The organism is Sphingopyxis sp. EG6 (genome assembly GCF_003609815.1).
Lineage (GTDB): Bacteria > Pseudomonadota > Alphaproteobacteria > Sphingomonadales > Sphingomonadaceae > Sphingopyxis.
In genome coordinates, this window is the sequence record NZ_AP017603.1 from 2773456 (window position 1) to 2788517 (window position 15062).

At 65.4% G+C, this 15062-nt stretch carries 11 protein-coding genes; all 11 read right to left on the bottom strand.

Annotated elements, in window-relative coordinates:
- Positions 1-143: 143 nt before the first annotated feature.
- The 11 genes from SPYCW_RS13440 to zwf all read right to left on the bottom strand — a co-directional run bounded on the left by SPYCW_RS13440 (position 144) and on the right by zwf (position 15007).
- Complete coding sequence (locus SPYCW_RS13440; protein WP_120217197.1) at positions 144-482, bottom strand: hypothetical protein; 339 nt, start codon at positions 480-482, stop codon at positions 144-146.
- A gap of 203 nt (positions 483-685) precedes the next feature.
- Positions 686-1687: an NAD(P)H-dependent glycerol-3-phosphate dehydrogenase gene (locus tag SPYCW_RS13445; RefSeq protein WP_120217198.1), complete on the bottom strand. Its 1002-nt coding sequence runs from the start codon at positions 1685-1687 to the stop codon at positions 686-688.
- Positions 1688-1726: 39 nt separating this feature from the next.
- Complete coding sequence (locus tag SPYCW_RS13450) at positions 1727-2659, bottom strand: alpha/beta fold hydrolase (RefSeq protein WP_120217199.1); 933 nt, start codon at positions 2657-2659, stop codon at positions 1727-1729.
- A gap of 120 nt (positions 2660-2779) precedes the next feature.
- Positions 2780-3631: an alpha/beta hydrolase gene (locus SPYCW_RS13455; protein WP_120217200.1), complete on the bottom strand. Its 852-nt coding sequence runs from the start codon at positions 3629-3631 to the stop codon at positions 2780-2782.
- Between the two features lie 2 nt (positions 3632-3633).
- Positions 3634-5085 (bottom strand): DUF3336 domain-containing protein, encoded by a 1452-nt coding sequence (locus SPYCW_RS13460; protein ID WP_120217201.1) that lies wholly within the window; start codon positions 5083-5085, stop codon positions 3634-3636.
- A 22-nt stretch (positions 5086-5107) separates the two neighbouring features.
- Entirely contained in the window at positions 5108-6682 is a 1575-nt protein-coding gene (locus SPYCW_RS13465) for a wax ester/triacylglycerol synthase family O-acyltransferase (protein ID WP_120217202.1), read from the bottom strand.
- Position 6683: 1 nt separating this feature from the next.
- Positions 6684-9023 (bottom strand): glycerol-3-phosphate 1-O-acyltransferase, encoded by a 2340-nt coding sequence (locus SPYCW_RS13470; protein WP_120217203.1) that lies wholly within the window; start codon positions 9021-9023, stop codon positions 6684-6686.
- Positions 9024-9026: 3 nt separating this feature from the next.
- On the bottom strand, positions 9027-10640 hold the full coding sequence (locus tag SPYCW_RS13475; RefSeq protein ID WP_120217204.1) for an HAD-IB family hydrolase: 1614 nt from the start codon (positions 10638-10640) through the stop codon (positions 9027-9029).
- A gap of 168 nt (positions 10641-10808) precedes the next feature.
- Positions 10809-11429 (bottom strand): bifunctional 4-hydroxy-2-oxoglutarate aldolase/2-dehydro-3-deoxy-phosphogluconate aldolase, encoded by a 621-nt coding sequence (eda, locus tag SPYCW_RS13480; RefSeq protein WP_120217205.1) that lies wholly within the window; start codon positions 11427-11429, stop codon positions 10809-10811.
- Positions 11430-11551: 122 nt separating this feature from the next.
- Positions 11552-13396 (bottom strand): phosphogluconate dehydratase, encoded by a 1845-nt coding sequence (edd, locus tag SPYCW_RS13485; RefSeq protein WP_120217206.1) that lies wholly within the window; start codon positions 13394-13396, stop codon positions 11552-11554.
- 207 nt (positions 13397-13603) lie between these two features.
- Positions 13604-15007 carry a glucose-6-phosphate dehydrogenase gene (gene zwf / locus SPYCW_RS13490; RefSeq protein WP_232014936.1) on the bottom strand — a complete coding sequence of 468 codons (1404 nt, stop codon included), beginning with the start codon at positions 15005-15007 and terminating at the stop codon, positions 13604-13606.
- Positions 15008-15062: the final 55 nt, after the last annotated feature.

Here is a 15062-nt window from a genome sequence, read left to right on the forward strand (position 1 = left end):
CGGCAGCGCCATGGCCCCTCCGTCAGCGCTTCGCGCTGCCACCTCCCCATGGCTTCGCCACAGGAAGAATTTGAAATAGGAAAAGGGCGGACGCCCATGACGCCCGCCCTTCCCTCGCGACCCGGAAGCGCCTCCGGGGGAACTTAGCCGCCAACGGTCACGCGGCCAACGCGATAACCTTTCTTGCGCATTTCCTTCACATAATCCTTGTCGGCGTCGATGACTTCGGTTTCCCATTCGTCCCACGCATCCCAGCGGTCCTCTCGGTCGGTGGCGCGGCGAAGGTCGCTGGTCAGCTCCTTCTCGGCCTCGAGAATGTCGGATTTGTAATTATACCATTGCTGGTTGACGACGCCCGCGATCGGCCGCTCGCGGATCGGCGGCGGTTCGAAGCCGGGCGGCATCGAATGATAGGGTACGGCCGCAATCGCGGCGGTGGCGGGAAGCGCCAGAATGACTGCAAGGGTGGTCCATTTTTTCATCGTCCATCTCCTGATTGTCCGTCCGTTGCCGGGCGGTCAGGGGAGTCAACGAAGCAGGCGGCGAATTTCTTCCCGGCTCGGCGGGGATAAAGCACGGCTGGCGGTGGAATATCGTCGGCCCGCCCAAAAACCGTAGCCCTGAGCCTGTCGAAGGGCGCTTATCCGAGAAGCGCCCTTCGACAGGCTCAGGGCTACGGTTTCATTCAGCCCGGATGCGCTTCGTCGCCGACCGCCGAGCGGAGCAGGCCGCGAAACACGTCCTGCGCACTGCGTTTGCCCTGCGTCACGTCATAGACGTCGCGCGCGATCGGCATGGCGAGATTGTAGCGTTCGGCGAGCGCGATGACGGTCGGGGCGCTCTTCACCCCCTCGGCGACCATGTTCATCCCGGCGATGATCTCGTCGATCGGGCGGCCCTTGCCGAGTTCGACCCCGACATGGCGGTTGCGGCTCAAGGGGCTGGTGCAGGTGGCGATCAGGTCGCCCATTCCGGTCAGCCCGGCAAAGGTTTCGGGGCGCCCGCCCATCGCGACGCCGAGCCGGGTAATCTCGGCCAGCCCGCGCGTCATCAGCGCCGAGCGGGTGTTGTCGCCCGCCCCCAGCCCGTCGCCCATGCCGACCGCGATCGCGATGATATTCTTGAGCACCCCCCCGAGTTCGCAGCCGAGCAGGTCGGTGTTGGTATAGACGCGGAACAGCCCCGAATGAAACACCGGCTGGAGCGCGCGGACGACGATCTCGTCCTCCATCGACAACACGCTCGCCGCTGCCTGCCCGGTCATGATCTCGCGCGCGAGGTTCGGGCCGGTCAGCACGCCGACGGGATGGCCGGGGAGGACTTCCTCGATCAGCTGGGTCATGCGGAGGCCTGAGGAGAGTTCGAGACCTTTGGTCAGGCTGATCACCGGCACCCATGGGCGGAGGTGCTGGCGTGCCTCTTCGAGCACGGCGCGGAAGCTGTGCGAGGGGACGCCCATGATAAGGACATCGGCGCCCGCGACGACCTCGGCCATGTCCTGCGTTGCGCCGAGCGCCGACGGCAGCTTGATGCCGGGGAGGTATTTGCGATTCTCATGGTCGCGGTTGATGCCCTCGACCGTTTCGGCATCGCGCGCCCACAGGCTGATCGGCGCGTTGCGCGACACCACCGCCGCGACCGTCGTCCCCCAGCTGCCCCCACCGAGCAGGCCGACCTTCAGGCGCATATGTCTCTCCCCTGTTTTTGGGGGAGAGTGGCGGCAGTTTCAGTGCTTGGCAAGGAAGCCCTTCATCACCGCCGCCGTCGCCTTGGGATCCTCGATCATCGGGACGTGGCCGACATGTTCGAAGATATGGCTCTGGCTGCCCGCGATCCCCGCTTCAAGCACGGCGACGCAGCTGACGTCGAGCAGGCGGTCGTGGCGGCCCCAGATGATCAGCGTTGGCACCTTGACCTCGCCCAGCCGGTCGTTGAGCGGCTGGTCGCGGCCCTCGGTGGCGATGACCCAAAAGATGGTGTCGAGCTGGTCGCGATATTTGAGCGCGTCGGCGTAGAGCACGGGTTTGAGCCGCGCGGGGATATAAGGCGGTTTGTGCACGACCATGCTTACCAGCCGATCGGCATCCTCGAGCCCCGCAAGGACGAGCGGATTATAGGTTTCGTCGGCCGCCTGTTTCTGGAGGTCGCTTTCGTTGGCGCCGTTGACCCCGGCGTTGTTGAGCAGGATCAGGCTGGCGAGCGCGTCTGGATAGTCGATCGCATAGCGCAGCGCGATCCAGCCGCCCATGCTGTTGCCCCCGATATGCGGGCGGTTAAGGCCGAGTGTGTCGGCGAATTGCTTGAGCCGCGCGGTTTGCGCGCCGAGGTCATAGGCAAGGTCGGGATTGCGCTCATTCTCGCCGAAGCCGGGCAGGTCGGGGGCGATGACATGATAGTCGCGCGTCAGATACGGCGCGATCATCGACCAGTTATCCTTGTCGCCGGCAAAGCCGTGGACGAGGAGGAGCAAGGGTTTCGCGGGGTCGCCGCCCTCCAGATAGGGCCAGTTGCGCCCGTCGACGATGACACTTTTCTGCACCATCCGCCCGCGCTGACGCAGCAGCGCGCGCCCGAGCGCGACGAGGCGGCCGGGGAAGACGAAATACATCAGCGTCAGCGCAATGATGGGCGCGAAGAGGAGGATGAGGAGGGTTTTCATGGTCTGGAACTCGATTCTCACTTTCCGTTCGCATCGAGCGAAGTCGAGATGCCCATCAGCTTGGCGCTGCCCTGCGGGGTGTCTCGACTTCGCTCGACACGTACGGAATTTAAAATTGGTTCACGCTTTTGCCACTTGCGCGTCGAACCAGGCGATCAAATCGTTCAGCACCGTATCTTGTTCCGGCTCGTTGTAAATTTCGTGGAACAGGCCGGGGTAGATTTTCAGCGCCTTGTCCGCTGAGGCGACATGGTCGAACAGATATTGTGAGCCCGCGGGCGACGCGAGGCTGTCGGCGCTGCCGTGCTGGAGCAGGATCGGCAGCGTGATTCTGGGAGCGCCCGCCTGCGCTGCGGCCATCGCATCCATGAACTCGCGCCCCAGTCGAGCGCCGATCTTGCCCGTATAGACGAGCGGGTCGGCGAGATAGTTTGCGACGACCGCGGGATCGCGGCTGACGCCGTTGGCGTCCAAGGACAGCACACCGAGGCGCGGGAAGAAGCGCGACAGGAAGCGGCTGATCCAGACGGTGAAGCGCGAGGGCGGCGCGGCAGGGACGATCGCGGGGCCGGAAAGCGCGGCGGCGGCGAACGCCTGCTGCCGCTCAATCAGGAACAGGGTCGAAATCAGCCCACCCATGCTGTGGCCGAGGAGCAGCCGCGGGGCGTCGCCGTGGTTGACCTCGACGAGCGTCAGCAGCTCGGCCATGCCGTCGGTGAAGGCCGAAAAGCGCGGGACATAACCGCCCTCCCCGTGCGATTGGCCATGCCCCCAATGGTCGATCGCATAGACGGCATAGCCCGCGTCGGTCAGCCGCTTCGCGACATGCGCGTAGCGCCCGGCATGTTCGGCATAGCCGTGCGCTAGCAGCACAACGGCCTTGGGCCGGGCTGCGGGCAGCCAATGGGTGACATGGAGCCGGGCGCCTGCAACGGCGGATTCGGCGGGTAAAATGACCGCGCCCGCCGTCATGGTCAGCGCACCACTTTCTTCAGCGCGGCGGTGCTGCGATGGCCGGGGCCATCGTCGCCCGCACGGTCGATCCGCGCCAATATGCCTTCGAGCGCGCGGCTGATCGCGGTCTGGGTGCGGACCATTTCGACCTTGGGCCAGGCGGTGCGTTCGCCGGTGTCGATCAGCTCGTCGATGTCGTCCTGCGCCAGGTCGGACAGGATTTTCGTCGGCGACCAGAATTTGGGCGGGCGGATGATGTTGATGTCGCCGGTATATTCCTGATTGATCACCGAACGCGCCATATTGGCGATGCTGTTGAGCGGCGGCACCCATTCGAGCGGTTTCTGGAAGATGATCATATTGGCGTTGAGCCACGCCTTGAAGGTCGCCATCGACGCATGCTGGATCGCCTCGATCGGCGCCATCTGCTTGCGCGTGTCGGTGGCGAAGGGCAACGCGATCGGGTTCGCCTGGCTGACGATATGATGGTTCACGCCATAGAGGCGTTCGAGCCGCTTGGTCGGGATATCGTGGGTTACCGATCCATCAACCCAGCGCCGGTCGGGCTGATAGGGAACGCGCGCGCCGCTGTCGTCCCGCGCCATCAGCATGACCGGCGGAAAGACGCCGGGGACCGCGCAGGATGCCAGCACCGCTTCGCGGATCAGCACATTGGGGGCGGTGATCGCGTTGAGCAGGCGGCCATTCTGATGCTTTTCGGCGGGCGCGACCGAGACGTTGAGGTGGCGGCCGCTGATCTCAAACGCTTCCTGAAAGGTCAGGTCGGGGATCAGGTCGGCGAGCCGGTCGCGCACCTCGTCGGAGGCGAGGCGACGCCCGTCGCTGTCGCGATCGGGGTTGGCGAGGCGATCGCTTTCGAGGAAGGCGCCGATGTCGGCATCCTTGCGGGTGCAGACGACCGCGGCGACGATCGACCCGCCGCTGGCGCCCGACATGATCGCGGGCAAGACGCCTTCGGACCAGAGCGCCTTCACGACCCCGATGTGAAAGAAGAGGAAACTGCCCGAACCCGAGAGCAATAGCGCCGAGCGACCGTAGCAATGCTGGGCGCGGCGGAAGAAATCGCGCTTTTCCTCTTTGCCGATGCTGCGCGCGGCGGCGATCTTGTCGAGCGAGGCGACAACCTCGGCGACATAATCCTCGATCAGCTTCTTGGTGCCGAACCGCGCCTTTTGATAAAGGCGTTCGTGGCCCATGCCGTCGATATTGCCGTGGATGCCCTCGTTAAGGACAAACAGCAGCCCTTTGACGTCGCCCGCCGCCGACAGCTTGCGCAATTTTTCGAGCCGGGCGCGGATCGCCTTATAGTCGAAATGCTTGCTTTCGTCGGCGTCGCGCCACGCCTGCATTCCCGATTTCTTGTCATGCTCGCGCGCGGCCTTGGCCCAGGCGGTGTAATCGGACGCGGTCACGAGATCGCGGTCGGCGCTGAGCGTCGGGGTGAAAAGCATCTAGTCGTCCTGCAGAACATGGTTATTTTTTGCGAGTCTTGCCGGTTGCGTTGCCTTTGGCAACCGGTTTCGCCCGAGGTTTGGCGGCAGGTTTCGGGACGGCCTTCGGCTTTGCCTTGGGTTTTGGTGTCGCCTTGGCCGCCGGTTTCGGCGTTGCCGTAGCGGCTTTCGGCTTTTCGGGCTTGGGCACCGCCGCCATCAATTCGGCGAAACTTTCGTCGATACAGGTGCGGAAAAAAGCGATGTCGGGCATGATCGCGCGTTCGCAGATAATCGAAAAGGCGATGCGACCGTTATAGCTGGGGGTCGCGACGAACAGCCCCATATTGTTCGCGAGCGGCGCCATGCCGTGCTGCATCACCAGCTGCGCGCCCGCCAGATAGAGCGGCACCTGCGCGCCGGGGACGTTCGAGATGAAGAGGTTGGTACCGCGCACCGCAAAGCGCTCGCTGGTGACGAGCCGCGCCACCGCGGCCATCGTCGCGCCCGGAATATGTTGCGACAGGTCGGTCATGATCCGCGCGCTGACTCCCGCCTTCGCCTCCTTCGCTTCGACCGTATAGTCGCGGATCGCCGCAAGCCGCGCGAGCGGGTCGGCGATGTCGGTGCGGACCGGAACGCTCATCGCCGACACCTGATTGCCGGGGGTCGAGGCCTTTCCGGCGCCCTTGTCCTTGCCGCGCAGGTTGATCGGGGCGACCGCGACCAGGCTTTCCTTGGGCAATTCCTTGTGCTTCGCCAGATATTTGCGCAGCGCGCCGCCCACCGTGGTCAGCACCACATCATTGACCGTCGCGCCCGGCACCTTCTGGCGCACCAGCGCGACGTCGGACAGCGCGACCGAGGTGCCGTCGAACATCTTGTGCGGGCCGACAGCAGTGTTGAAGCGCGTTTCGGGAACCCCCGCGGTCATCCCGCCCTCGATCGCCTTGCGCGCCGACGAGATGATCGCGGGCGACATCTTCATCAGCGCGTTCATGAACTTGACCGGCGATTGCAGCGATGCGGACCAAGCGCGCGACAGCGTCTCGGCGCTCGACGGCGGATCGCCGAGATCCTCGACCGGGGGCGGTTCGGGAATCGCGGGCGTGCCCTTGGCATCGATGTCGCTCATCGCGATGAAGGCGTGCGCGCCCGAGGCGCCGTCGGCCGCGGCGTGGTGGACGCGGTGGAGCATCGCAAAGCTGCCCTTCGGGATGCCCGGAATCCGGTCGAGCCCCTCGATGATGTAAATGTCCCACAGCGGGCGGTTCATATCCATCGGTTTGGAAAAATAGCGCGCGGTGGCGATGCAGAATTGCCGCCAGTCGCCGGGTTCGGGCAGTCGCGCGTGGCTCATATGCGCCTCGATATCGAAATGCTCGTCCTCGACCCAATAGGGATGGTCCATATCGAACGGCAGGCGGTGCAGGCGGCGCTTGAACACGGGCGAAGTATTCACGCGGCTTTCGACGTGGCGGATGATGTCCTTGAAGCGCACGAAGCCGCCCGGCGCGGTCGACGGGTCGTAGATATAGACGCCCATGATGTGGGTGAGGTTGTTCGCGGTCTGGGTGTAGAGGAACTGGGCGTCCTGCGCGCTGAGCTGTTTGAGCATGTTATCCTCCTGAACCGGGAAGTCGATCGGCGAGAGCCACCGTCGACAGTCGCATCGCTTCCATCACGTTCGCCAGCCCGCGCAGTTCCGCGAGCAGCGCGCGGCGCTGGGCAAGAATTTCAGGCGTCGCTTCCTCGGCCAGCCCCATATGGCGCATCAGCGACAGGCCGTTGGCGAAGAGCAATTTGCCGATCGCCGCCTCGCTGCTGATCCGGCGCAGCAGATAAGCCTGCTTGCCCTCGGTCAGCGCGGCGTCGAGCAAGGCCTTTTCATCGACCACCTCGCCGGGTCGCGCCCGCGCGAGCAGGTCAGCGACGACTGAATAGGCCTCGGCGAACGGCAGCAGGATCGCGTGACCGACGACCGGCTGGCAGCGGCGGAGCAGTTGCGCGATGCCGCGGTCGCCGCTGGCAAGGCGGCGGTCCCACACCGGGTCGATGCGTTCGAGTTCGGCGCGCAGCGCGGCCATATGCTCGTCGCGCGGAGGATAGAAAAATTCGAATTTGAACAGGTCGCGGAGGCGATCGATCTTGTCCCAAAAGGCCGCCGTCGCATCGCCGCTGTCGGCATCGCGCAGCTCGAACAGCGCGAGTTCGATCATCGCGCGGTCGAGGAAATGATGCGCGATGATGTTGCGGTAATAGCTCGCCATCGGATGTTTGGCGGGGTCGATCGAATAGATGTTTTCGCTGCCCGCCTCGTACCGCGTCAGCAACCCGCTGGTGACGAGCGTGTCGACGGTGGCCGAGAGCGCGGCGTCGTCGCCGCTGCCGAGTTCGCTGCTGATCCGGATGCCGCGGGCGCGCGCCCAGTCCTTGAGCGCGGCGATCGCGCCGAGCAGTTCGGCGGCGGTCGCCCCGCGCGGCGCCATGCCGAGCAGGATCAGGCACATCACCGAGGTGACGGTGAGCGGGGTGACGCGGTTCGCTTCGACCGCGACGGCAAAGGCGATCCTCTCCAGCGCGCGCTTGTCATCGGGACCGGGGGCGGTATCGATCACCACCGGGTTGCCGATGTCGAGCCGGATGCGGCCCGAGGGCTCCTTCAGGCTTTTCATATAGCCGATGAACCACGACAGGCTTTCGGGCTTCTTGTTACGGCCGGTCTGTTCCGCCGCATATTCCTCGACATCGCGAATGAGGTCGAAGCTGGTGACGAAGGGGACAAAATGCACCCCGCGCGTGCCGGTCGCATGCGCCGCGTCGAGGACATATTTCATCAGGCCGTACTTTGGCGGCATCAGCTTGCCGAGGCGCGAGCGGGTACCCTCGAACGCCCAGCTCAAAGGGAAGCGCTTGGCGAGCAGCCAGGCGATATAGTGGCGCAGGACGAGTTTATAGACCGGCTGGTCCTGAAAACTGCGGCGGATGAAGATCATGCCCGAGCGGCGGAAAAATTCGCCCATCACCGCGAAGTCGAGATTGGCGCCGCCAAAGCTGTGCAGCATTGGCATGTCGTTTTCGTAGGTGAGGCGGCTGGGCGTCGCGCCGTCGATATAGGTCTTGTGGGTGAACAGGATCGCGGTCGGATGCTCGCGCAGGATCGCGCGCAACCGCGCCAGTTCCGCGGCGTCGACCTCCATCTCGGGCGCGTAGCCGCCGAACATCATCCGGTCGAGCCGGGCGCGGAGGTCGAGAAACAGCGCGCTGGGCCGCGCGATGACTTCCTTCATCAACGGGCGCGCTTCGCGGAACAGGTCGGCGACCGGACGCCCGCTCGCTTCGGCGAGATCGGCGAGCGCGGCGCGGAACTTGGGACTGGTGCGCAGGCCGTCGGCGACGAACCGCGGCACCTTGTAGCGCGTGCCGCGGATGCCGCGTTCGGCCACGTCGAGCGCGAGCGACGCCTGCCGCGCGACGAAGGCGGCAAATTCGGCGCTGTCGCAGCCCGCACCGTCGCCGCCGCCGGTCTGCGCCGTGAAGCGGTCGCGGAGCGCGTCGAGCGTCGCCGCCTCGCCAACCAATATCTGCGCGCGGCGACGGTCGCGGAGCAGGATCAGCCGCGCGCGCAGCGACCCCGGGTGACGCGGGTCGCCGAACAAGATGTGGCGGAATTTGAGCGCGCGGTCCTTGTCGAAGCCGGGGATGCGCCATGCGACGCGGAGCGGCACGACCTGCCGGGACGGCAGCCCGCCGAGCCGCGCGCGAAGCGTTTCGAGCGGTAGCGCATGATCGTCATCCTCGATCGCGAGACTGGCCCATTGGGGGTCATTGTCGGCCGCGGTGGAATGGATCCAGTCGAGCAACAATTGCCGCTCGACCCCGTGGCGCGCGTCAATGATGTAGAGCCGGTCGGCCGCGTCCTCCGTAATCATCGGGGTGCGGGCGGATCCGTCGGCCATGCGTTAGGCTGCCCTTCCCTTTCGCGGGGAGGCTTTCTTGGCCGTCGCCTTTGCCGGCGCTGCCTTTTTCTTGGCGGCGGGTTCTTTCGCCGCCGCCTTCTTGGGTTTCGGCTTTGCCGGCTTGTCCTCGGGCGCCGCCGCTTCGGGCGCCGGTTCCTTCGCCACCGATTCCGCCACGCTTTCCTCAGGCTGGCCGAGTGTGCGCAGGAACATGTTGCGCACGTCGCGGACATGGTTGTTGATCGTCCGCGGGCGCCACCCCGATGTGTCGACCGGCGGCAGCACGGTGACGCGCACCGTTGCGGGGCGCATCACAAACTCGTTCTTGGGCGCGACGTCGGTGGCGTTATGGATCACGATCGGGACGATGGGGACGCCCGCCTGCATCGCCAAATGGAAGGCGCCCTTCTTGAACGGTTCGAGCTTCGGCGTCAGACTGCGCGTGCCCTCGGGCGAGATGCAGATCGACTTGCCCTCGACCTTGATCGCGTCGACCAGAGGTTCCATCGCCTTGATCGCGCTCTTGCCGTCGGCGCGGTCGACGAAGACGGTGCCGCCCCATTCCATCAGCTTGCCGAGGATGGGGATGTCCTTGATCTCTTTCTTGCCCACCCCGCCCATGTCGCGGCGGATGAGCTTGGCAAGGATCATCACATCGGCCTTGCTCTGGTGGTTGAAGATGAAGACGCAGGGGCGCGACGACCAGAGATGTTTCTCGTCCTCGACCTCCAGCTCGACCCCGGTGATCGCGGTCGCGAAATCGCCGAACAGCCCGATCGAGAAATTCGCCGCCTCGCGCTGCGAACGGGTGAGCGCCCAGATCGGGAGGCCCGCGGCAAAGGCGCCGACGAGCGAGCCGGTGGCGTAGATGGTGCGCGTATAGTCGACCCACGACGGCGTGCCGCGGCTGGCGAAACGCTGCACCGGCCAGCCATTTTCCTCGGCGATCGCCTTGAGTTTGAGGTTCGGGTTAAGCGGGCGCGGCTTGCCGACGCGTTCGAGCAATTCGATATCGTCGTCGCTGTCCGAATAGAAAAAGCTCTGGTCGAGATCGAGGCCATATTCGGCGGCCAGTTCCTCGGCGGCGAGCACCTTGCCCTCGCCGAAGCACAAGGGGCGGATGATGTCGCCGGTGAACACCCCATCCTCGATCTCATAGGCCGAGCATTTGATGTCGGTGATGCCAAGGTCGCGCGCGGTCGGTTCGATCTGGTAGATCGTCGCCGACGAGATGATCGCGACGCGGTGACCCTTCGCCTGATGCGCTTCGATGATCGCGCGGGTTTCGGGATAGATTTTGCGGGCGATGTGCTTTTTATAGAGTTCTTCGCCGAACTCGATGAAGCTTTCCTCGTCGACGCCCTTCATGAATTTGGCGGCGCCCGACATCAGGCCGGAAAAGCCGATCGTGCCAAGGCTGTGCTGCGCGATGACCTGCGCGGTCTCGGCGATTTCCTCGACCGACATTTCGCGGCGCTGGAATTTTTCGCGCAGCATCGCGGTGGCGGAGTAGCCCGAGATGATGGTGCCGTCGAAATCGAACAATGCGGCGATATGCGATCCGGGTTCGGACGCGAGCACTTCTTCCAAATGCGGCTGCGGTCTTGGCACGCGCATCTCCCCACGGGCGGCTATATTGCCGCCTTTCCCTGCACGATGGCAGTAAAGATGGCGTTTATCAATGGCGCCCAATTCGTCGCCCCCGCGCAGGCGGGGGCCGTTATCGGCCTTATGCTGCGTAGTTGAATAAACCGTCAGTGGCCTCCGCCTGCGCGGGGGCGACGGCTAGCGAGCGAGCGCCGCCGCTTCGCGCGCCAGCGCCTCGACCCGCGCCGGGTCGAGTGGGCCCGACGGAACCACCCAGCTGCCGCCGACGCAGCGCACCGCATCGAGCGCGAGCCAGTCGGGCGCGGTCGCCAGCGTGATGCCGCCGGTCGGGCAGAAGCGCGCTTGGCCGAACGGACCTGCGAGCGCCTTCAGCGCCGGGATGCCGCCGCTGGTTGCCGCGGGGAAGAATTTGAAGCGGTCGAGGCCCATATCCATGCCGCGCATGATGTCACCCGCATTGGCGGTGCCGGGCAGGAAGGGGATGCCGCTAGCGACCGCGGCCTTGCCGAGATTGTCGGTGAGCCCGGGCGACACAATGAATTCGGCGCCCGCGTGGATGGCGGCGGTGAGCATCGCGGGGTTGAGCACGGTGCCTGCGCCGACCACTGCGCCTTTGACGGCTTTCATCGCGGTCAGCGCGTCGAGCGCGGCGGGGGTGCGCAGCGTGACTTCGAGCACGGGCAGGCCGCCCGCAACGAGCGCCTCAGCCATCGGCACCGCGTCCTCGACCCGGTCGATGACGATCACCGGGATGACGGGGGCGAGCGCCATGATCTGGTCGATGGATTGGTCTGGCATAAATACTCCGTTCGAAACTCTAAACTCCGTTCGCCCTGAGCTTGTCGAAGGGCCGTTCTTTCTTTGCGGCGTCGAAAGAAAAGGACGGTGCTTCGACAAGCTCAGCACGAACGGATCAGGGGTTAGCCGGTAACCGCCTCCATCGCCGCCAGCACCGCCGACCCGCCCTTTTCGGCTTCGTCGGCGTGGTGGCGGAACAGCGCAAACAGCTCGCGCCCGACGCCGAGCGCGGGCGGCGGGGCGACGGCGGGCGAGCGCGCCGCCCAGATGGCGGGATCGACCAGCGCCAGCACCTCGCCCTGGCGCGCGCAGACGCGGACGATATCGCCGTCGGTAAGGAAGGCGAGCGGACCGCTCACCCCGTCGGCGCCGGGCAAGGCTTCGGGTGAGAGGTGGATCACCGCGGGCACTTTGCCGCTCGCCCCCGACATGCGACCATCGGTGAGCAGCGCGACGCGGAAGCCGCGGTCCTGGAGTACGCCGAGCGCCGGGGTCAGCTTGTGCAATTCGGGCATCCCGTTCGCACGCGGCCCCTGAAAGCGCACGACGACAACAACGTCGCGTTCGAGTTCGCCTGCCTTGAAGGCGGCCAGCACCGCGTCCTGATTGTCGAAGATCCGGCACGGCGCCTCGATCGTCCAGCGGTCCTCGGCGACCGCGCTGGTCTTGATGATCGCGCGGCCAAGGTTGCCCGCGAGCAGCCGCATCCCGCCGTCGGGCGAGAAAGGCGTGGCGACCGGGCGCAGCATCGTGTCGTCGCGGCTTGTCGCGGGCGCAGCCTGCCAGCGAAGCTCATCCTCGACCAGCACGGGCTCGGCGGCATAGTCGGCCATTGTACCGCCGACGGTCAGCACGTCGCCATGCAGCAACCCGGCATCGAGCAACTCCCGCACGACATAACCGATGCCGCCCGCCGCATGGAAATTGTTCACGTCGCCCGCGCCGTTCGGATAGACGCGCGCGAGCAGCGGCACCGCGTGGCTCAGTTCATCGAAATCCTGCCAGTCGATGATGATCCCCGCCGCGCGCGCGATCGCGGGCAGATGGATCGCATGGTTGGTCGAGCCGCCGGTCGCGAGCAGGCCGATCGCGGCGTTGACGATCGCCTTTTCGTCGATGCAGCGCGCGAGCGGACGGTAATCGTCGCCGTCCCAGCCGATTTCGGCGACCCGGTGCGTCGCGGCGCGGGTCAACTCCTGGCGCAATTTTGTCCCAGGGTTGGTGAAGGCGCTGCCGGGGATGTGCAGCCCCATCAGTTCCATCATCATCTGGTTGCTGTTCGCGGTGCCGTAGAAGGTGCAGGTGCCCGCGCCGTGATAGCTCGCCGCCTCCGCTTCGAGCAGTTCGTCGCGGCTCGCCTTGCCCTCGGCATAGAGCTGGCGGACGCGCTGTTTTTCCTTGTTCGCGAGGCCCGAGGGCATCGGTCCGGCGGGGATCAATATCTGCGGAAGGTGGCCGAAACGCAGCGCGCCGATCAAGAGGCCGGGGACGATCTTGTCGCAAATGCCGAGCAGCAAGGCGCTCTCGAACATCGCATGGCTGAGCGCGATCACCGTCCCCTGCGCGATATTGTCGCGGCTGAACAGCGACAGGTCCATGCCCGCCTGCCCCTGCGTCACCCCGTCGCACATCGCGGGAACCCCGCCCGCGACCTGCGCGGTGGCGCCGACTTCGCGCGCGAACAGTTTGATCTGTTCGGGGTAGCGGCCGTAGGGCTGATGCGCCGAGAGCATGTCGTTGTAACTGGTGACGATGCCGATGTTCATCGCGGCGCCGGTGCGGATGACGGGCTTGTCGTCGCCCGCAGCGGCGAAGCCGTGCGCGAGGTTGCCGCAGGAGAGGTTGCCGCGGTTGGTCCCGGCCTCGCGCTGGCGGTCCATGAGGCCCAAATAGGCGGCGCGGCGCTGGGCGCTGCGGGCGATGATGCGGTCGGTGACGGCGGCGATGGTGGGGTGGAGGGAGGTCATATTGTGATACCCGATCCCTTCTCCCCTTGTGGGAGAAGGATACGAAGCCTTGGCGCGAAGCGCCTAGGCGTAGTTGGATGAGGGGTTGCGAGCCAGAGGCTCGCGCGCTCGCCATGCGAGCGCATACCCCTCACCCAGCTTCGACTAGCCAGCAAGCTGGCAAGTCTGCGCAACCCTCTCCCACAAGGGGAGAGGGGATTTATGCCCTCAATCATGCCAGCTCGCCCCGTCGCGTTCGATCAACGCGATCGCGCTCGACGGCCCCCAGCTGCCCGCGGTGTAGCTTTGCGGCGCCATATCGACCGCCGCCCACGCGTCGCGGATCGAATCGATCCATTGCCACTGTGCCTCCACCTCGTCGCGGCGTACGAAAAGCGTCTGGTCGCCCTCGATGAAGTCGAGCAACAGCCGTTCGTACGCAATCCGCCGCCGCTCGCCGGCAAAGCTGTGTGAGAGCGAGACGTCCATCGTCACCTCTTTCAGCTTGACCCCGTCGCGGTCGAGCCCCGGCTGTTTCGCCATCACCTTGACCCGGATATTTTCCTCGGGCTGGAGATTGATGATCATGCTGTTCGCGTCGAGCTTGCCCGCGCCGACGCGCGCGAAGATATTGTGCGGGACGGGCTTGAACTGGATCAGCACCTCCGACTTGCGCTCGGGCATGCGCTTACCGGTGCGCAGGTAAAAGGGCACGCCTTTCCACCGCCAATTGTCGATGAAAGCCTTGATCGCGACGAAGGTTTCGGTGTTCGACGGCTGGCCGAGCTCGTCGGCATAGCCGGTGACCGCGCCGCCGTTGACCGCACCGCTGCTATACTGACCCTTGACGCTGTGCGCCTTCACATCCTCGGCGGTCAGTTTGCGGAGGCTCCGCAGCAGCTTGACCTTTTCGTCGCGCACCGCCGTCGCGCTAACGCTCGCGGGCGGTTCCATCGCGATGATCGCGAGCAATTGCAGTATATGGTTCTGCACCATGTCCTTGAGCGCGCCGACCCCGTCATAATAGGAGACGCGGCCTTCGAGGCCGACGGTCTCGGCGACGGTGATCTGGACATGGTCGATCGCCTGCGCGTTCCACAAAGGCTCGAACAACATATTGGCAAAGCGCAGCGCGAGCAGATTCTGCACCGTTTCCTTGCCAAGATAATGGTCGATGCGGAACACCCGGTCCTCGGCAAAGGCGTCGCCGACCTGTTCGTTGACTTCGAGCGACGAGGCCAGGTCGTGGCCGATCGGCTTTTCCATCGCGATGCGGCATTCGGCGCAGGCGATCCCTGCGCTTTTCAACCCCTGCGCGATTGGGCCGAACATCGACGGCGGGGTCGAAAGATAGGCGCCGATCGGACGCCCGATCCGGTCGCCGAGCATCGCCGCGAGATCGTCGTAACCCGCGCCCGCGCCCGCATCGACCGGGCAATAGTCGATCCGATCGAGAAAACCGCTGATCTGTTCGTCATCGAGGCGATCGTCGGCGAGATGATCGGTCAGCGCCTTGCGCACCATCGCGTGGCACGCCGCGCGGTCCATCTGCGACCGCCCCGACGCGACGATCGTCAGCGCGTCGGCAAGCAGGCCATCGACGTGGAGATTGTAAAGCGAAGGGAACAGCATGCGCTGCGCCAAATCGCCCGTCGCGCCGAACAATATCAATGTTTCGACTTTCACG

Bases quoted from the DNA above. Each gene is read 5' to 3' on its own strand.
- SPYCW_RS13440 (WP_120217197.1), bottom strand. From the start codon at position 482: ATGAAAAAATGGACCACCCTTGCAGTCATTCTGGCGCTTCCCGCCACC.
- SPYCW_RS13445 (WP_120217198.1), bottom strand. From the start codon at position 1,687: ATGCGCCTGAAGGTCGGCCTGCTCGGTGGGGGCAGCTGGGGGACGACG.
- SPYCW_RS13450 (WP_120217199.1), bottom strand. From the start codon at position 2,659: ATGAAAACCCTCCTCATCCTCCTCTTCGCGCCCATCATTGCGCTGACG.
- SPYCW_RS13455 (WP_120217200.1), bottom strand. From the start codon at position 3,631: ATGACGGCGGGCGCGGTCATTTTACCCGCCGAATCCGCCGTTGCAGGC.
- SPYCW_RS13460 (WP_120217201.1), bottom strand. From the start codon at position 5,085: ATGCTTTTCACCCCGACGCTCAGCGCCGACCGCGATCTCGTGACCGCG.
- SPYCW_RS13465 (WP_120217202.1), bottom strand. From the start codon at position 6,682: ATGCTCAAACAGCTCAGCGCGCAGGACGCCCAGTTCCTCTACACCCAG.
- SPYCW_RS13470 (WP_120217203.1), bottom strand. From the start codon at position 9,023: ATGGCCGACGGATCCGCCCGCACCCCGATGATTACGGAGGACGCGGCC.
- SPYCW_RS13475 (WP_120217204.1), bottom strand. From the start codon at position 10,640: ATGCGCGTGCCAAGACCGCAGCCGCATTTGGAAGAAGTGCTCGCGTCC.
- eda (WP_120217205.1), bottom strand. From the start codon at position 11,429: ATGCCAGACCAATCCATCGACCAGATCATGGCGCTCGCCCCCGTCATC.
- edd (WP_120217206.1), bottom strand. From the start codon at position 13,396: ATGACCTCCCTCCACCCCACCATCGCCGCCGTCACCGACCGCATCATC.
- zwf (WP_232014936.1), bottom strand. From the start codon at position 15,007: ATGCTGTTCCCTTCGCTTTACAATCTCCACGTCGATGGCCTGCTTGCC.